Consider the following 18,000-nt stretch of genomic DNA (forward strand, 5'->3'; position numbering starts at 1 on the left):
CTGTCTGATCGGCAGCCGCCGACTCAACGTCCTGACATCATCTTGTGACGCGGAATCGATGAACACGGCACTCAACCAACTCAACCAATCTACATCTGCGCCCAGTGGTTGACAACACCAGTTGCGCGATGGTTGAGTGCCGCAGTTGTTTCTTTGACGGCTCACATCTCGGTGGGGCCGTCCTTCTCCCGAGGACCGTGCATGCCGTTTGGGGAAACATTTGACTATGTCATTGTCGGAGCCGGGTCGGCCGGCTGCGTGCTTGCAAACCGCTTGTGCGAAGATCCGGATGTTTCCGTGCTGCTCTTGGAAGCCGGGGACTGGGATCGCGATCCGATGATCCATATCCCGCTTGGCTGGGGCAAGATTCTGACCGAGCGCCGTCACGACTGGATGTATTTCTGCGAGCCCGAGGCCAATGTCGGCGGACGCAAGGTCGAATGCGCACGCGGCAAGGTCATCGGCGGCTCCTCCTCCACCAACGCCATGGCCTATGTGCGCGGCAATCGTGGCGACTATGATCGCTGGGCGGCCAGCGGCCTGACCGATTGGTCGTTCGACAAGGTGCTGTCCTATTTCAAGAAGCAGGAGCGCTGGGAAAAGGGCGAGAGCGACTATCGCGGCGGCAGCGGTCCGCTGAACACCCAGTTCTGCCGCTACAAGGACGAGCTGATCGATGCTTTTGCCACCGCCAGCCGGGATGCCGGATATCCTCAGACCGACGACTATAATGGCGCTGTGCAGGAAGGTTTTGGTCGCCTGCAGATGACGATCGCAAACGGTCGCCGCTGCTCGACCGCGTCGGCCTATCTGCGTCCCGCCATGCGCCGCAGCAATGTCAAGGTGCTGACCGGCGCGATGGCGACGAGGATCCTGCTGAAGGATGGGCGCGCGACCGGCATCGCCTATACCAGAGGCGGCGCGAGCCACCAGGTTTTGGCACGGCGTGAGGTCCTGCTTGCCGGTGGTGTCATCAATACGCCTCAACTGCTGATGCTGTCGGGGATCGGCGATAGTGGCGAGCTCGCCGCGCATGGTATCGAGGCGAAAGTCGACCGTCCGCAGGTCGGCAAGAACCTGCAGGACCACGTTTCAGTCATTTTGATGTATCGGCGCAAGCAGCCGGGACCATTCCTCAAGATGATGCGGGCCGATCGTATCGGGCTGGATTTCGTCAAGACCTATCTCACCGGCAAGGGCTTTTCTGGCGATGTGCCTGGCGGGGTCGTGGCATTCCTGAAAAGCGATGCAAGTCGGCCATTGCCGGACGTCCAACTGCTTTTCACGGCTGCACCGCTTGCCGCATGGCCCTACATGGCACCATTCAAGGCGCCCTTCGCCGATGGTTTTGCGACGCGCATCGTCGCCGTCCAGCCGGAGAGCAGGGGGAGCGTGAAGCTGGCGTCGAGCGACCCGTTGGCCGCGCCGCTGATCCACCAGAATTTCCTGTCCTCACCGCGTGACTGGCAGTCGCTCCGCGCCGGCTTCCGCGTGGCGCGCAACCTCGCTGCGCAACCGTCGATGACCCCGTTTATCGCCTCGGAATTCTTTCCGGGGCCGCAATGCCAGAGCGACGACGAGATCGATGAGCATATTCGCAAGACCTCGATCACCGTGCACCATCCCGGCGGCACCTGTCGCATGGGTATCGACGCCGGGTCGGTGGTCGATCCCGAACTGCGGGTGCGCGGTGTTGCCGGTCTTCGCGCAGTGGATGCTTCCGTGATGCCGGACCTCATCTGCGGCAACATCAATGCGGCGGTCATCATGATCGCCGAAAAGGCCTCGGACCTGATCCGCAGCCGTGCTGAACAAGCCATGGCGGCCTGATTGGCGGCAGCCGGTGTTCAACCAAAATCCTTTGGTTGAAAGAAAAATTCGAATTGGTTGGGCTGCCGAGCAATTGCTGCGGCCGCGGTTGTTTGATCTGCATCTGCTCGATTATCCGTTTTCTCGCGCATTTCCGAGTTTTTCTGCCGCTTTTCGGGGCATTTGCCTTTCAGAAAAGCACTCAACCAAAAACTTAAAAAATTCTCAGTTTTGGGATTGTCGAGCAAAACCAATCCGAATACGGTTGAGTTGGTTAAGTGCATTTTCTTCGCGAAGAGAGGTGTCAGACATGTCCATGGCGCAACCAGCAGACCTTGCCGTCACCAACAAGAAGGCCGCGCTGAAGGGCCTGTATGACGCCCTCTACGAAAAGAACATGTTTCCGTTCTGGGCGACATCGGAAGGCGTCGATCACGACGAGATTAAGCAGCTCATGGCGACGTCGAAGGCGATACCCTTCGTCTGGTCCTATGCCGACATCGAGCCGCTGCTGCAGCGCGCCGCCGAACTGGTCACCATGGACGATAGCGAGCGCCGCTCGCTGATCCTGGTCAATCCCGGTCTTGCGCCCAAGCGCGCATCGGTCAGCACGATGTACACCGCCTATCGCCTGAATGATCCAGACGAGATCATGCCGCCGCACAAGCACTCGCCGAGCGCCATACGTTTTGGCCTGACCGGAAAGGGCAACTTTACCGGCGTCGAAGGCGAGGATGTGGTTTTCGGCCCCGGCGACATGGTGCTGACACCCAATGATGCCTGGCACAATCACGGCACTGTCGGCGGCGAGCAGGCAGTCAACCTTTCGGTTCTCGACCTGCCGCTGGTCGAGACACTGCACGCCGTGCATTTCGACCACAAATACACCGAGATGGTCGACGGCAAGGAAGTCGAGAAGAAGGTGCAGACCGCCCGTTTCCCGAGCGATTATTCGCAACGCATCTATGGGGAGGGCGGCCTGATGCCGCGCTTCGTCGACCACAAACGCGGCGGCGGCCTGTCGTCGCCGATGTATGTCTATCGCTGGGAGAAGATGGAAGCGATCCTCGATGCCCACAAGGATTGGGACGGCGATCCGCACGAAGGTATCGTCATCGACTATGTCGACCCCACCACCGGCGGCCCGGTCTTCCACACGATCAACTTCTACGTCCAGATGTTGCGGCCGGGCGAAAAGACGCTGCCGCAGCGCGAGACCGCCAGCCTGCTGTTGGCGCCGTTCCGCGGCAATGGCCATTCAATCATCGACGGCAAACGCTACGACTGGAACCAGTTCGACACGATCGCCATACCGGGTGGTTCCTGGGTCGAGCACGTCAATGGCTCCTCGTCCGAGCCGGTCATCTTCTTCGGCGCGACCGATGCGCCGACCCAGAAGGCGCTGCTCCTCTACAAGCGCTGGGGCCGCAACCAGGCCGGCGATCTACTCCGCATCGTCTAGCTTTTGCAGCGGAAACCTGTCCGCGCCGCCATAGTGGCGCGGACACCGAAAAAGACGTTTTCAGCAGCAAGGGCGTATGCATTTGGTTTCGGCGTTCAACACAAAGCTGATCGGCCATATCGACTGTCCGGGCGGTGGTCAGGTCTGGGTCGACCGCAACATTCTCTATATCGGCCACATGCGTCCGCCGAGCGGCACGACGCTGGTCGATATTTCCGATCCGCGCAATCCGAAGAAGATCGCGACGATCGATGTTCCGCCGGGTTGGCATTCACACAAGGTGCGCGCCCAGGACGGTCTGATGATCATCAACCACGAGCGCTTCGGCGATGCGGGCCCTGCCGATTTCGGAGGTGGCCTGGCGCTTTACGACACGAGCCGGCCGGCAGAGCCGAAGCTCATCTCGAAGTGGATAACCGGCGGCCATGGCGTGCATCGCTACGACTATGACGGCCGCTACGCCTATATCTCGCCAACCGCCGACGGCTATGTCGGCAACATCGTAATGATCCTCGACCTGATCGATCCGGCGAGCCCGGTCGAGGTCGGGCGCTGGTGGATACCAGGCCAGTGGACCGGCGGCGGTGAAGAGTATCCGTGGCATGACTACGTCACGCCACGCTGCCACCATCCGCTGCGCATGGGCGACCGGCTCTATGTCAGCTACTGGCATCACGGCCTGTTCATCCTCGACATTTCCGACATTTCGAAGCCGAAGCTTGTCTCGCATATCAATTCGAGCCCAAGTTTTCCGCATCCCACGCATACGTGCCTGCCGATCCCGCAGCCGCTCAAGGGCCGCAACATCATGGTGGTGGCGGACGAGGATGTCGCCAAGCTCCGGCCTTCGCCGCCGGCTTTCACCTGGATCTATGACATCACCGACGAGACGAATCCGCTGCCGATCGCGACCTTCCAGGTGCCCGGCCTCGACCCGGACGGCGCACCGCAACCGCCGATGACCGGCTGCCATCAGCCTTCCGAACGGTTCAAGGGCACCATCATTCCGTTTGCATGGTTCGCGCAGGGGCTGCGGCTGGTCGACATCGCCGACCCGTTCGCACCCAAGGAGGTCGGCCATTTCATGCCCGATGCGCCTGAAGGCGCCGAGCGTTCCTCTTCCAACGACGTCACCATCGACGACCGCGGCATCGTCTACCTGATCGACCGTATCCGTGGCGTCGATATCATCGAAACCAGCGTTCTCTAGGGGGATAGGTTGAGCGACAGCACGCGAAAATCCGCCAGCCACTACGCCATCGGCAAGAAGAATCCGAACCTGCCGTTTCATCCGGCGGTGCGTGCCGGCGATTTCATTTTCGTCTCCGGCCAGGTGCCGAAGGACGAGAACAACAACATGATCAGCGGCACGATCGAGGAAGAGACGCTGGCGACGCTGAAGACCATCGCGCGCGTCATTGCCGACGAGGGTGCAACGCTCTCCGATGTCGTGCGGATCACCACCTATCTCGAGGATACGCGCGACTTCGGCCGCTACAACAAGGCGTTCCTCGAAGGGATCGGTGACGCGGTGCTGGCACGCACGACCGTCGAGGCAAAGGCGGTCATCAACACCAAGATCGAAATGGATGCCATCGTCTACAAGCCGCTGCCGGCCGGCAAATAGGCCACGACACTATCGAGGAGACGACATGTACAAGCTTTTGGGACGCCAGACATCGGGCAACGTTCAAAAGGTGCTCTTCATGCTCGAAGAGCTTGGTGCGCCATATAAGCGCGAGGATTACGGCCGCCAATTCGAAAACACCCAGACGGCCGAATACAAGGCACTCAACCCGACGTCCAAAGTCCCAACGCTGGTCGACGGCGACATCGTGATCTGGGAGTCCAACACCATCCTGCGCTATCTCGCGGCATCCGGCGGCGAACAGCTGAACGGCGCCACCCCTGCCGAAAAGACCGAGGTCGAGCGCTGGATGGATTTTCTGCTGGCGGCGGTCAATCCCGGTTATCTGGCCGCCTTCAAGGGTGCGAAGCTGACGCCCGAAGAGCAAACCGCCGAATATAAGGAACAGGTGAAGGACCTTGTGGCGCAACTCAAGATCATTGACGGGCATCTGGCCGGCAAGGATTTCCTGGCGCTGGGCAAGCTGACCATTGCCGACATCGCCTGCGCGCCGATCCTGAAACGCTGTATCGACTTCAAGATCGACCGGCCGTCGCTGCCGAATCTGGAGCGCTGGGTGGCCGCAATCGCCGCTCGTCCAGCCTTCAAAGCAGCGACCGCCGCGGCTCCCGCAAAGGCCGCATGATGATCAAGCGCGCCGCCCTCATCGGATTGGGAACGATGGGTCCGGGCATCGCCGCGCGGCTTTCGCGCGGCGGGCTCGACGTGGCGGCGTACGATGTTTCCGAAGTTGCGGTCGAACGCGCCCGCGGCATGCTCGATTTGGCCGGCGGGGTTCTGGACCGGCTCGACATCAAGGGGCCGACTGCGGGCGCGGGCACGGTGCGGTTCGTCCGCACCCTCGCCGAGGCCGTCGATGGTGCGGAGCTGGTCATCGAGAACGTGCCTGAGAATATTGACATCAAGGCCGAGGCCTATCGCGCCATCGACCCGCTGATCGGTTCTTCGGTGATCGTCGCCTCGGATACCTCAGGCATTCCGATCACCAAGCTGCAGGCCCATATCTCCCATCCCCAACGGATGGTCGGCATGCACTGGTCGAACCCGCCGCACATCATTCCGATGATCGAGGTGATCGGCGGCGAGAAGACCGCGCCTGAAACCGTGGCGACCATACGCGAGCTGATCCGCTCGATCGGCCTGTTGCCGGTGGTGGTGAAGAAGGACGTTCCCGGCTTCGTCGAAAATCGCGTGCTCTATGCGCTGCTGCGCGAAGCGGTCGATCTGGTTGAGCGCGGCGTCATCGAGCCGGAGGATCTCGATACCTGCGTCTCCTGGGGCATCGGCTACAAGATCGCCGTTATCGGGCCAATGGCGCTGCTCGATATGGCCGGCCTCGATATCTACAAATCCGTCTCGTCGTTCCTCAACGCCGATCTTTCCAATCGTGATGATGTCGCGCCGATGGTTCTGGAGAAGACCGGCGCATCAAAGTTCGGCATCAAGTCGGGCGAGGGCATGTTCTCCTATACGCCCGAGCAGATTAAGGCGCTGCAAGGCGAACGGGCGCGCAAGCTGGTCGCCGTGCGCCGCATCCTCGAAGGCCGGGAGTAGGCGATGGCACAAGTTGCGCGCAGCCGGGTTGGGGAGTTCTGCCGGTTGGCCGCTTGTGCGCACGGGGCCGGGAACATCGCCGTCAAGGCGGGTGTGCAAGTAATGAACGCGTATGGGGCAGCCAGCCATGCAGGTTGAAACCATTCGACCCGCCGGTGGCAGAGCGACCCACATCCGCCACGACGACCTGATTTCCACCAAGGGCGTTTCGGTGGTGATGGGCACGGATCAGAACCGGCAGCTGATCCTTAGGGATATTGATCTTTCGGTTCCGAAAGGGTCGTTCGTATCCCTGATCGGCCCTTCGGGTTGCGGCAAGAGCACATTGCTCAAAGTGCTGGCTGGGCTGGTCAGTCCGAGCAGCGGCAGCGTCTCGGTCGCCGGCGTTTCACCAGGCGAGGCGGCGCGCAAACGGATGATCGGTCTCGTCTTCCAGGACGCCAATCTGCTGCCGTGGAAAAACGCCGTCGACAATGCCTCGATGCTGCTCGGTATCGCCGACAAGTCGATGTCGCGCGCGGCGCTGCGAGCGCGTGGGCAGGAGATGCTGGAACTGGTCGGGCTTGGCGATGCCGCCCACAAGCGCCCAAACGAACTGTCTGGCGGCATGCGTCAGCGGGTGGCCATCGCCCGGGCTTTGGCGCTCGATCCGGCGGTCTTGCTGATGGACGAGCCGTTTGGCGCGCTTGATGCGATCACCCGCGATTCGATGGGTCAGTCGCTGCTAGAGATCTGGCAGCGGACCGGCAAGACGATCGTCCTGGTGACGCATTCCATCGATGAAGCCATTCACTTGTCCCGACAGGTCCATGTGCTGGGGATCAACCCAGGACGCATTACCCAGAGCCTGGACATTCCGCTGCCTTATCCGCGCGACACTTCCGTGACCGAAGTCCCCGAATTCGTCAGGCTGGTGCTTCAGCTTCGGACCATGCTGCGATCCAGTCATGAGCCAGGAGGCGCGACGTGAGCGAGCAACCTCTCATGAAACTCTCCCAGCCACAGCCTGTTTCCGGCTGGAACGCGGCGACAAGCAGCTGGCTTCCGGCGGTCATCCTTTTGCTGGTGACGATCGTGTTGTGGGAAGCCGCGGTGCGGATATTCTCCATTTCCTCCTTTATCGTTCCTGCCCCATCCGAGATTGCGAAATCGCTCGTCGCGCAATGGGGCACTCTCATGCAGGCGACAGTGGTCACGGCGGGCGAAATCCTGTTTGGCTTTCTTGTCTCGGTCATAGTCGGCATTGCGCTTGCTCTCGTCATCGTGCGTTTCGACTGGCTGGGCCGCGCTCTGTACCCGCTCGTCGTGTTGTTCCAGAACGTGCCGAAAGTTGCGCTGGCGCCGATCTTCATCCTCTGGTTCGGCTACGGGCTCGCCCCCAAAATCGGACTTATTCTGGTCATTGCCTTCTTCCCGGTGACGCTGTCGATGCTGGCTGGCATGCAGTCGGTCGACCGTTCGCTTCTGTCGCTGATGAATTCGGTTGGTGCCAGCCCGACCCAGATCCTGTTCAGGATCCGTGTTCCCCACTCGCTTCCGAGCCTGATGGCTGGAACCAAAATTGCAGCGACCCTGAGTGTGATCGGCGCGATCGTCGGCGAATTTGCCGGAGCCTCGGACGGGCTCGGCTACGTCATCCAGTTCGCGTCGACCCAACTCGACACGCCCTTGGTCTTTGCGGCGCTGCTGCTCGTTTCCGTGCTCGGCATCGCCTTCTACTACGCAGCCGAAATTCTCGAACGCATCGTGGTGCCGTGGGCGCCGAAATTCAGCCAGGCCTAGGCTTCTCGAACAACCAAGATCAAAGAAGGGAACAAACATGCTGAGACGCTCTCTTATCAAGGCAGCCACCTTTGCGGCGTTTGTCGGCGCGCTTGGCTTCTCGAACGCGGCGCTGGCGGCGGATAAGGTCAACGTTCAGCTCGATTGGGTCGTGCGCGGCAATCACGCCATGTTCTTTGTCGGCAAGGACAAGGGCTTTTTCGCCAAGAACGACATCGATGTGAGCGAGGTCCGCAAGGGCTCCGGCTCGCCAGACGCCATGCGCCTGGTGGGTAACGGCAACGCTGAATTCGGCTTCGGCGATCTTCCCACGCTTGCCGTGGCAAGGTCGCAGAATGTTCCCGTCGTGGCGCTGGCGGCGGTCAACCAGCAGTCGCCGCTGGGCATCATCTCGCTCGCCAAGACGCTCAAGCTGACCAAGCCTTCCGACCTCAAGGGCCTGACCATCGGCATCCACCCGGCAGGATCCACCTACATCTTCTTCAGGGGCTTCCTGGCCGCCAACGGCATGAGCGAGAAGGACATGACGCTCAACAGCGTCTCGCCGCCTTACGAAAGCTACCTACTGCTCGGGCGTGTGCAGACAGTGGTCGGCTATCTCGACGCCGAAGTGCCCGAACTCGAAGCCAAGGCCGGCGGCCCGGGGTCGCTGAGCATCATGCTCGGCGCCGATCATGGCTGGAAAGCCTATGGCTCGGGGTTGTTCACCTCTGAAGCGACGATCAAGGACAAGCCTGATGTCGTGCGCCGTTTCGTGAAGGCCTACAGGGAAGCTTTCGACTATGTCGCGGCCCATCCGGAAGAAGCCGCCGAGATCACCGCCAAGGCCGTTCCGGGCTACGCGGAAAAGAAAGATGTCCTGCTGGCCCAGCTCAAGGCCGACATCGCCTCGACGTTCAACAGCCCGGCGACGAAGGAACACGGTCTCGGCTGGATGACGAAGGCCCAGTGGGAAGAGACCTTGAAGACGCTGACGGATCAGGGCGTGCTCAAAACGGCGCTGTCGGCAGACGACGTCTTTACCGACAAATTCCTGGCGGCAGAGTGAAGGTTCCGGCGGTGTCTGAAGTGGCAAACAGTCAGCGTCTACCAGCAGGCCAGCCTGCCGTCCGCGCTGCCGCATGTCACGGCCACTTGCCCCTTTGCGGCACTGGCCCGGTCGAGCGCGATCTGCACGCGGCTGGTGTAGGCGTGGCCGGCCAGGCCGCACCACAGCCGCTCGACAGGCAGGTTTTCGCGCTTGTCGTTGAGAATCGCAAACGTCCCGGTCTTTGGATCGAACCACAGCTCGACACGTGCGCTCTTGCCAGGCGCCGCGGTGGCGATCGTGGCCGAATACCAGTGGGCGAAGTCGGCGTTGCAGGAAAGCGCCTCGCGCCCCGCATTCGAGATCGTCAGCGGCACGGGATCGAGCCCGTCGGTGCCGGTCCGCACAGTGATGTGCCGCAATTCAACCGCGTTGGCGAACGAGGTGAACGCCAGCGTTATCGGAAGGACATATCGCACAACCACCTTGCTTGAACTCCTGATATAATTGTTCAGGCAGTCTACCTCGCTTTTGCGCAATAACAATAAGAATATCTTGGGTCAACAGAACAGAGAGGGTAACATGTCTAAGTTTTTGAAGAGCAGCGTAAGCGCTGTTATATTGAGCGGCCTCTTGCTCGGCAACGCACTTGCCGCCGAGGTCAAGTCCATTGCCATCCTGACGCCGGAAGAAGGCACCGATTATGGCTGGAACCAGCAAGGTATCGACGCTGCCAAGGCGGCGGCGAAAGCTGCCGGTGTCGAGATAGTCGTGGCGCAGGGGCTCGGCTATGGCGACGTGCGGCCGACACTGCGCGAATTGGCGGCTGACGGCGCCAGCCTGCTGATCGCTCATGCCAGCGGCTACAACACCTCGGCTCCCGAAATCGCCAAGGAAACCAAGGTGCCGGTGGCGATCGTCGACACACCGACCGGTCTGGAGAAGGGCCTCGTCGCCGACTACACGCTGAGCGGTCATGAGGGTTCGTATCTTGCCGGCCGTCTCGCCGCCAAGATGTCGCGCTCCAAGTCGGTCGGCATCGTCGTGTCCGGCGAGCCTCCGTCGTGGAACTCGCAGTCGGCAGCGTTTGCGCAGGGCGTGAAGGCCGAGAGCCCGGACGTCAAGGTTACCTATGCTGTGATCGGACCTGCCGCCTACAGCGATGCGGCCGGCGGCAAGCGCGTCACCGAAAGCGTGATCGCATCGGGCGCCGACATCATCTTCGGCCAGGGCAACGGCTCGAGCTTCGGCATGCTGCAGGCGGTCGAGACGACCAAGGCCGGGGATGGCGGCAAGGTCTATTTCATCGATGTCATCGGCGACAAGACGCCCATCGACAAAGGTTTCCTGCTGTCGTCGGTGGTCTGGAACATCGAGCCGGTCTATGCGGCGATGATCGCAGACCTGAAGGCCGACACGTTCGGCACGAAGAGCTACTCGATCGGCCTCAAGGACGATTCCGTCAAGCTTCTGAAGACCGCTGCGATCCCGGACAATATTTGGGCTGAGATCCAGGCGCTGCGCGAAGACGTCATTTCCGGCAAGACCAAGGTCGATCCGGTCTATGATGCAGCCGCCGTCAGGGCGCTGATGACCAGCGTCGCCCAGTAAGGCGATTAACAGCAGGCTGCCGGAGGGGCGATCCGTTCGCCCCTCCGGACCGATTTCATATTTTCAAGGCCTTGGCTTTTATGAGCAGTGCTTCCTCATTGTCGGTCGCTAAGCGCGATATCGTCGCGCTTGAAGGCGTCACCAAACGGTTCCCCGGCGTCGTCGCCAACGACAGCGTCGATCTGGAGATCCGTCCAGGTGAAGTGCATGTGCTTCTCGGCGAAAACGGCGCCGGAAAATCCACTGTGATAGGCATGCTGTCGGGTCTGCAGCAGCCGGACGAGGGGCGCATATTGGTCGACGGCGAGCCGACCGCGATCACTTCGCCCCGCCATGCACTGGCGCTTGGCATCGGAACCGTATTCCAGCACATGATGCTGGTGCCGACGCTGACAGTCGCGGAAAACCTGTTGCTCGGCGGACCGTGGTGGCAGCGCCCCAAGACCGAAGAATTGGAAGCGCGCGTCGCCGAGATCACCAGAACGCTCGGCATCACGGTAAAGCTGCATGCCAAGGTGTCCGAGCTTTCGCTCGGTGAGCAGCAGCAGGTCGAGATCCTGCGCGCCATGGTGCGCAACAGCCGGCTTCTGATCCTCGACGAGTCGACCTCGATGCTGACGCCGAAGGGTATCGATGAGCTGGGCGCACTGATGCGCCGCTTGGTCGAGCAGGGGTTGGCGATCGTCTTCATCACCCACAAGCTCAAGGAAGCGGCGGCCTTCGGCGATCGCATCTCGGTGCTGAAACTCGGCCGCAAGGTCGGCGAGATTCCTCCCGAGCGGTTTCGCGCGCTGGGCGAGCAGGCGATCATCTCCGAGATCGTGGAATTGATGTTCGGCAAGCAGAAGGACGACCCGGAAGCGGCCGAGCGTCCTATTCGCACCGTCCGCGCCGAAGCGGCTCCGCTGCTTCAGGTCCATGATCTCGGCGTTGCGCCGACAGACGATGCACCGGGCCTGTCGTCGATTTCGTTCGATATCCGTCCAGGCGAGCTGCTGGGCATCGCCGGTATCGACGGCAATGGCCAGAAGCAATTGGCGGAGGCGTTGGCCGGCCAGCATGCGACGGTGGGCGGTTCGGTGCGGCTGCAGGGAGAGCCCATCGAGGCGCTGAGCGTCGGCGAACGCCGCCAGAGAGGCCTGCGTTACCTGACCGACGACCGGCTCGGCGAGGGCACGGTCGGGACCTTCCCGGTCTCGATCAATTTCTTCCTGAAGCAGGTTGGCGCGGCGCCCTTCTGGCGCAGAGGCGTCGAGCAGCGCGCCGAAATCGACAAGCGCGCGGCCCAACTGGTCCGCGAATATGACGTGCGCACGCCAAGCCTGAAGACGCCGGTCGCTCGGCTCTCTGGCGGCAATATCCAGAAGGTGCTGCTGGCGCGCGAACTCGCCGAAGGCGCAAAAGTGGTGATCTTCAACAAGCCAACCTATGGGCTCGATCTCGCCAACACATTGGCTTCGCGCCAGCGAATCCGCGATACGGCGGCTCGCGGCCTTGCCGTGCTCCTCATCTCCACCGATCTCGAAGAGTTGCTCAGCATGTGCGACCGCATCGCCGTCATCTCGAACGGGTCGCTCGTCGGCACCGTCGAGAATGCCGACGACGCCCGCACCAAGGTCGGTCGCTTGATGATCGGGCTTGCCGCATGAGCATCGACACCGCACCAGCTGCCGGCGCAACCGCCCTCGATGCCACGGCCGCGGTGGCGACGCGCCGCGACATCCAGCATCGGCTGCTGATGACCCTCGGCCCGATCCTGGCCGCGTTGATCATCGCCGGCTGCATCCTGCTTGCCGTCGGCGTCGACCCGCTTGCCTATTATGGCTTTGTCCTCAAGAGAGGGCTTTTATCGCCGCTCGGCATCCAACAGACGCTGACGCGCATGGCGCCGCTGCTGTTTCTTGCCGCCGGCCTGATCGTGGCTTTTCGCGCCGGCATGTGGAATCTCGGCGGTGATGGCCAGTTCCTGCTCGGCGCGGTAACGGCGGCGGCCAGCGCTCCGGTTCTCGTGGAGGTCATGCCGGCCTGGCTGGCGCTGATCTGCTCGTTCGTCATCGCCATGTTGGTCGCGATGATCTGGTCCCTGGTGCCGGCGCTGCTGCGCGCCTATCAGGGCGTCAACGAGATCATCACCACGCTGATGATGACGTTTCTGGGCACCTCGCTTGCCAACGTGCTGGTCAAGCTGATGTTTCGCGATCCGGGCACAACCGTGCCGCAGACCCGCACCTTGCCGGTCGAGGACCGGCTGCCGCGCCTGTTCGACACGACCATCACAAGCGGATTGCTTCTGGGACTGGTGGCGATCATCACCGTGCATCTGGTGATGACGCGCACGGCCTTCGGCCTGAAGTTGAGGATCGTCGGGGCTAACCCACGCGCGGCCATCCATGCGGGGCTCGGCGTGCCGAAGCTCACCATTGCCGTCTTCGCCATTTCGGCCGGGCTGGCCGGTCTTGCCGGCGCTGTCGATATCCTCGGCGTCCAGGGCAATGTGCGCGCGGACTGGAACCCCGCTTACGGGCTGGCTGTCATCCCCGTCGTGTTCCTCGCCCGCATGAACGGCTTTGCCGCGATCGGTTTCGTGTTCCTGCTTTCGGTGCTGTCGATCGGCGGCGAGAGCGCGGCCCGCCGGCTCGGCGTGCCCAACCATTTCACGCTGGTGCTCGTCTCCATCGTGCTGATCGTGCTCGCGCTCGCCGAATACATTGATCACCGCTATAACCAGTCGCGAAAGGCCTGAAGCCATGACCGGGCTGTTCAGCGAAGTCTTTCTCAGCGCGCTTTTGTTCGGCGCGGTCACCGCGGCGATCCCTCTGCTGCTGGCCGGCCTCGGCGAACAGATGTCGGAAAAGGCCGGGGTGCTCAACATCGGCATCGAGGGCATGATGGTGGCCGGCGCCTATCTCGGTTTCGTCGGCGCCTTTTATTCCGGGTCGCTGTGGCTGGGCTTTCTCACTGGCGCCGGCGGCGGTGTCGCGGTGGCGCTGGTCATGGCGCTGCTTTGCGTGCGCATCGGGCTGAACCAGATCGTCATCGGCATCGCGCTGACCCTGGGGCTTGAGGGCCTGACGGCACTGCTCCACCATTTCCAGTTCTCGCGCAGCTATCCCCGCTTGCCGGCGGTGGACGTGACGGTCATTCCGTTGCTGTCGGACATTCCGGTCATCGGGCCGGCGCTGTTCAGGCAGCATCTCATCGTCTATCTGGCGGTCGCGCTGGTTTTCGCCATGGGCTACATCTACCGGCGCACGCAGCTCGGCCTCAACCTGCAGGCTGCCGGCGACAAGCCGGCAGCCCTTGACGTTGCCGGCATCGACGTCGTGCGAACCCGCACCGTCGCCGTGCTGACGACCGGAGCGCTGGCCGGGCTTGGCGGCGCCTATCTTGCCAATGTCGGGGCCGGCCTGTTCATTCCTTTCATCACCAATGGCGCGGGCTTTCTCGGCATAGTGCTGGCCATGCTGGCGCGCGGCCGGCCGGTCTGGGTGCTGTTCGGCGCCTTGCTGTTCGGCGTCTGCCTGTCGCTGACGACGGCCATGCAGGTGGCCGGCATCAACATACCGACCGACGTCATCCAGATGCTGCCGTTCCTTGCGGTGATGGTCATGCTGGTGCTGTTTGGCCGGCGGGCCAGCCTGCCGGCGGCGCTCGGCATTCCATACGAGCGCGGCGCGCGCTGATCACAGATTCACGCGCGGACGGGACCCGCGCCAAAAGAGGAGACAAAAATGTCGGATACCAAGGTCTACCTGCTCGATGGCGGCTCGCTCGTTCTCGACGGCTATCACGTGTTCTGGAATCGCGGCCCCGGTGGCGAAGTCCGCTTTCCCGTCTACTCGATCCTGATCGAGCATGCCGAGGGCCGGTTCCTCATCGACACCGGCTACGACTATGATCACGTGATGAAGGTGCTGCCTTTCGAAAAGCCGATCCAGGAAAAGCACCAGACCATTCCCGGCGCCCTGGCGCTGCTCGGCCTCGAGCCGAAGGATATCGACGTCGTCGTCAACTCGCATTTCCATTTCGACCATTGCGGCGGCAACAAGTATTTTCCGCATGCCAAGAAGATCTGCCACCGGACCGAGGTGCCGCAAGCCTGCAATCCCCAGCCTTTCGAGCATCTCGGCTATTCCGATCTGAGCTTTTCGGCGGAGGCCGCCGAAGCGCGTGGCGCGACTGCGCAATTGCTGGAGGGCACGACTCGGGCCAACTCGATCTTCGAAGGCATAGAGGGCGACGTCGAGCTTGCCAGGGGCGTCAAGCTGATCTCGACGCCGGGTCATTCGATCGGCCATTACAGCCTGCTGGTCGAGTTTCCCAAGCGCAAGCCGATCATGTTCACCATCGATGCGGCCTACACGCAGAAGAGCCTTGAAACGCTGTGCCAGGCGGCCTTCCACATCGACCCGGTGGCGGGTGTCAACTCGATGCGCAAGGTGAAGAAGCTGGCCGAGGATTATGGCGCCGAGCTGATGTATTCGCACGACATGGAGAACTTCAAAACCTATCGGACCGGCACGCAATTCTACGGCTGATCGCCACCGACCGGAGACAAGATCATGCGCTATTTCGAACACGCCGAACCTGTCATCACGCTCACAGCGGGGCCGGTGAACGCCTATCCCGACGTGCTCCGCGGCCTCGGCCGCACGGTGCTCTACGATTACGACCCGGCGTTCCAGCTCTTTTACGAGCGTGTGGTCGACAAGGCGCAGAAGGCGATGCGGCTGTCGAATAAGCCGGTCATTCTTCATGGCGAGCCGGTGCTTGGCCTGGAGGCGGCCGCAGCCTCCCTGATCACGCCGGACGACGTCGTGCTCAACCTTGCTTCCGGTGTCTACGGCAAGGGGTTTGGCTATTGGGCGAAGCGCTATTCGCCGCATCTCATCGAAATCGAGGTGCCCTACAACGAGGCGATCGACCCGCAGGCGATTGCGGCAATGCTGGAAGCGCATCCGGAAATCACCGTCGTTTCCGTCTGCCACCACGACACGCCGTCCGGCACTATCAATCCGATCGACGCGATCGGCGCGCTGGTTTCGGCGCATGGCTCCTATCTGATCGTCGACGCCGTTTCGTCCTTCGGCGGCATGAAAACGCATCCGGAGGAGTGCAAGGCCGATATCTACGTCACCGGCCCGAACAAATGCTTGGGCGCACCTCCCGGCCTCACGATGATGGGTGTCAGCGAGCGGGCGTGGGCCAAGATGAAGGCAAACCCGCTGGCGCCGAGCGCGTCGATGCTCAGCATCGTCGACTGGGAGCATGCGTGGTCGAAGGACAAGCCGTTTCCGTTCACGCCGTCCGTCGCGGAGATGAACGGGCTCGACGTCGCGCTCGACCTCTACCTCAACGAGGGAGCGGAGGCGGTGTGGGCGCGTCACGCGCTCACCGCCAAGGCCATGCGGGCGGGTGTTGCTGCCATGGGCCTGTCGATCTGGGCCGCAAGCGACAATATCGCGTCGCCGACCACGACCGCCGTCCGGACGCCAGAAGGCATCGACGAGACGGCGCTTCGCCAGGCCGCGCGCGCTCGCTACGGCGTGGTGTTTTCATCTGGCCGCGGCGAAACATTGGGCAAGCTGACACGCATCGGCCATATGGGCCCGACCGCCCAGCCGATCTATGCGGTCGCGGCGCTGACGGCACTTGGCGGCGCGATGAATTCCTTGGGCCAGAAACTCGCGGTCGGCAAAGGCATCGACGCGGCGCTGGCCGTTATCGACGCCGACACATGAACCAGAAAATCACCAGATCACAAATTGAGGGAGCGTTGTCATGACTGAACGACTGGCGGGAAAGACGGCCCTGGTTACCGGGGCCGCGCAAGGCATCGGAAAGGCTATCGCCGCGCGCTTGGCCGCCGATGGCGCGACGGTCATTGTCAGCGACATCAACGCGAAAGGCGCCGAAACGGCGGCCGCGTCGATCGGCGGAAAAGCGAAGGCGATTGCCGCCGACATCTCCGACCCTGCATCCGTCAAGGCGCTCTTCGCCGAGATCCAGGCGCTGACCGGGGGCATCGATATTCTGGTCAACAATGCCAGCATCGTGCCGTTCGTCGCCTGGGACGATGTCGATCTCGACCATTGGCGCAAGATCATCGACGTCAATCTGACCGGCACCTTCATCGTCAGCCGCGCAGGAACGGACCAGATGCGTGCAGCGGGCAAGGCCGGCCGGGTGATAAGCATCGCCTCCAACACTTTCTTTGCTGGCACGCCGAACATGGCAGCCTATGTCGCGGCCAAGGGCGGCGTCATAGGCTTCACCAGGGCGATGGCCACAGAACTCGGCAAATACAACATCACCGCCAACGCGGTGACGCCGGGCCTGATCGAGAGCGATGGCGTCAAGGCCAGCCCGCACAACGAGGCGTTCGGCTTCGTCGAGATGCTGCAGGCGATGAAAGGCAAAGGGCAGCCGGAACATATCGCCGATGTTGTGTCGTTCCTGGCCTCCGATGACGCGCGCTGGATCACCGGCCAGACGTTGAATGTCGACGCCGGGATGGTGCGCCACTAAAAGCGCGTCGCGTCTGAAAGGGTTCATGCGAAGCTCGTTAATTATATTTGTTCGCGCGAAACCGGAGATCCGATATGAAACCTCGGCCCGCAATTGGCGCACTGGCCGTTGTCTTCGCCTTGGTTGCCGGCCCGAACGAGGCAAGATCGCAGGAACGCGCATGTCGCAGTCCCGCTCCCATCGACACCATAAACGAGTTGTTCTCCGCGATCTTCGCCTGTTGGGAGCCACCGCCCGGAACCGCGGGCATGACCCTGACGCTGCAGTTCTCAATTCGCCGAAACGGCACACTTATCGGCAAGCCTCGCGCCACTTACTCCCGTCTCGGGAATGATGGCGCCCTCAACCGGGCCTTCGTGGCTTCCGTCCTCGATGCTCTCGACAAGGCTCTGCCACTGCCCGTTTCGGACAGCATGGGTGGAGCGATCGCAGGGCGCACGCTGTTCCCTCGCTTCACAGCGGCGAGTGGGCGTGCATCCTAAAGCGCGTCCGGCAATGTGCATTAGTGCACGGCGCAACGGCCCTTGGTCATTTCGTTTCTTGAGCCGAGGCAAGGGCGGGACGCCGCAATCCCAGGAG

The 18,000-nt window shown here is 62.2% G+C and carries 19 protein-coding genes; 17 read left to right on the forward strand and 2 right to left on the reverse strand.

Features of this window, described 5'->3' with window-relative positions; all coding sequences use genetic code 11:
- The first annotated feature begins 201 nt into the window (after positions 1-201).
- On the forward strand, positions 202-1,830 hold the full coding sequence (locus tag EOC94_RS13275) for a choline dehydrogenase (protein WP_127290969.1): 1,629 nt from the start codon (positions 202-204) through the stop codon (positions 1,828-1,830).
- Between the two features lie 17 nt (positions 1,831-1,847).
- Here EOC94_RS13275 and EOC94_RS13280 read toward each other — a convergent pair whose 3' ends face one another.
- On the reverse strand, positions 1,848-2,057 hold the full coding sequence (locus tag EOC94_RS13280) for a hypothetical protein (protein WP_210212077.1): 210 nt from the start codon (positions 2,055-2,057) through the stop codon (positions 1,848-1,850).
- Positions 2,058-2,125: 68 nt separating this feature from the next.
- Between EOC94_RS13280 and EOC94_RS13285 the strand changes: the two genes are divergently transcribed.
- The 8 genes from EOC94_RS13285 (at position 2,126) to EOC94_RS13320 (ending at position 9,303) form a co-directional block, all read left to right on the forward strand.
- Positions 2,126-3,271, forward strand: coding sequence for a cupin domain-containing protein (locus EOC94_RS13285; protein ID WP_245458048.1), 1,146 nt, complete (start codon positions 2,126-2,128; stop codon positions 3,269-3,271).
- Positions 3,272-3,347: 76 nt separating this feature from the next.
- Complete coding sequence (locus EOC94_RS13290; RefSeq protein WP_095489585.1) at positions 3,348-4,481, forward strand: hypothetical protein; 1,134 nt, start codon at positions 3,348-3,350, stop codon at positions 4,479-4,481.
- A 9-nt stretch (positions 4,482-4,490) separates the two neighbouring features.
- Positions 4,491-4,898, forward strand: a complete 408-nt coding sequence (locus EOC94_RS13295; protein ID WP_029353627.1) for a RidA family protein — start codon at positions 4,491-4,493, stop codon at positions 4,896-4,898.
- Between the two features lie 25 nt (positions 4,899-4,923).
- On the forward strand, positions 4,924-5,544 hold the full coding sequence (locus EOC94_RS13300) for a glutathione S-transferase family protein (protein ID WP_127290973.1): 621 nt from the start codon (positions 4,924-4,926) through the stop codon (positions 5,542-5,544).
- Positions 5,544-6,473, forward strand: a complete 930-nt coding sequence (gene fhmpcd1, locus EOC94_RS13305; RefSeq protein WP_127291063.1) for a 5-formyl-3-hydroxy-2-methylpyridine 4-carboxylate 5-dehydrogenase — start codon at positions 5,544-5,546, stop codon at positions 6,471-6,473. The genes EOC94_RS13300 and fhmpcd1 overlap by 1 nt, the downstream gene beginning before the upstream one ends.
- A 127-nt stretch (positions 6,474-6,600) precedes the next feature.
- The gene (locus tag EOC94_RS13310) at positions 6,601-7,443 is read left to right on the forward strand and encodes an ABC transporter ATP-binding protein (RefSeq protein ID WP_127290975.1); all 843 of its coding nucleotides are present in this window, start codon (positions 6,601-6,603) and stop codon (positions 7,441-7,443) included.
- A complete protein-coding gene (locus EOC94_RS13315) occupies positions 7,440-8,255 on the forward strand; it encodes an ABC transporter permease (RefSeq protein ID WP_126106816.1) in 816 nt (271 codons plus the stop codon). Before EOC94_RS13310 ends, EOC94_RS13315 begins: the two co-directional genes overlap by 4 nt.
- A gap of 37 nt (positions 8,256-8,292) precedes the next feature.
- Complete coding sequence (locus tag EOC94_RS13320; RefSeq protein WP_127290977.1) at positions 8,293-9,303, forward strand: ABC transporter substrate-binding protein; 1,011 nt, start codon at positions 8,293-8,295, stop codon at positions 9,301-9,303.
- 38 nt (positions 9,304-9,341) lie between these two features.
- On the opposite strand, the gene EOC94_RS13325 is transcribed toward EOC94_RS13320, so the two are convergent.
- Positions 9,342-9,767 (reverse strand): hypothetical protein, encoded by a 426-nt coding sequence (locus EOC94_RS13325; RefSeq protein WP_127290979.1) that lies wholly within the window; start codon positions 9,765-9,767, stop codon positions 9,342-9,344.
- Between the two features lie 97 nt (positions 9,768-9,864).
- Between EOC94_RS13325 and EOC94_RS13330 the strand changes: the two genes are divergently transcribed.
- The 8 genes from EOC94_RS13330 to EOC94_RS13365 all read left to right on the forward strand — a co-directional run bounded on the left by EOC94_RS13330 (position 9,865) and on the right by EOC94_RS13365 (position 17,903).
- Positions 9,865-10,893 carry a BMP family protein gene (locus tag EOC94_RS13330; RefSeq protein WP_126106813.1) on the forward strand — a complete coding sequence of 343 codons (1,029 nt, stop codon included), beginning with the start codon at positions 9,865-9,867 and terminating at the stop codon, positions 10,891-10,893.
- A gap of 80 nt (positions 10,894-10,973) precedes the next feature.
- Positions 10,974-12,542, forward strand: a complete 1,569-nt coding sequence (locus EOC94_RS13335) for an ABC transporter ATP-binding protein (RefSeq protein WP_127290981.1) — start codon at positions 10,974-10,976, stop codon at positions 12,540-12,542.
- Positions 12,539-13,636 (forward strand): ABC transporter permease, encoded by a 1,098-nt coding sequence (locus EOC94_RS13340; protein WP_095489577.1) that lies wholly within the window; start codon positions 12,539-12,541, stop codon positions 13,634-13,636. Before EOC94_RS13335 ends, EOC94_RS13340 begins: the two co-directional genes overlap by 4 nt.
- Before the next feature lie 4 nt (positions 13,637-13,640).
- Positions 13,641-14,576, forward strand: coding sequence for an ABC transporter permease (locus EOC94_RS13345; protein ID WP_127290983.1), 936 nt, complete (start codon positions 13,641-13,643; stop codon positions 14,574-14,576).
- A 48-nt stretch (positions 14,577-14,624) separates the two neighbouring features.
- A complete protein-coding gene (locus EOC94_RS13350; protein WP_127290985.1) occupies positions 14,625-15,431 on the forward strand; it encodes a 4-pyridoxolactonase in 807 nt (268 codons plus the stop codon).
- Positions 15,432-15,455: 24 nt separating this feature from the next.
- Complete coding sequence (locus EOC94_RS13355; RefSeq protein WP_127290987.1) at positions 15,456-16,634, forward strand: alanine--glyoxylate aminotransferase family protein; 1,179 nt, start codon at positions 15,456-15,458, stop codon at positions 16,632-16,634.
- A gap of 40 nt (positions 16,635-16,674) precedes the next feature.
- Positions 16,675-17,421, forward strand: a complete 747-nt coding sequence (locus tag EOC94_RS13360) for an SDR family NAD(P)-dependent oxidoreductase (protein WP_095489574.1) — start codon at positions 16,675-16,677, stop codon at positions 17,419-17,421.
- 74 nt (positions 17,422-17,495) lie between these two features.
- Positions 17,496-17,903, forward strand: coding sequence for a hypothetical protein (locus EOC94_RS13365; RefSeq protein ID WP_127290989.1), 408 nt, complete (start codon positions 17,496-17,498; stop codon positions 17,901-17,903).
- Positions 17,904-18,000 lie beyond the last annotated feature (97 nt).

The sequence above is a fragment of the Mesorhizobium sp. M6A.T.Ce.TU.016.01.1.1 genome, from assembly GCF_003997065.1.
Taxonomy (GTDB): domain Bacteria; phylum Pseudomonadota; class Alphaproteobacteria; order Rhizobiales; family Rhizobiaceae; genus Mesorhizobium; species Mesorhizobium mediterraneum.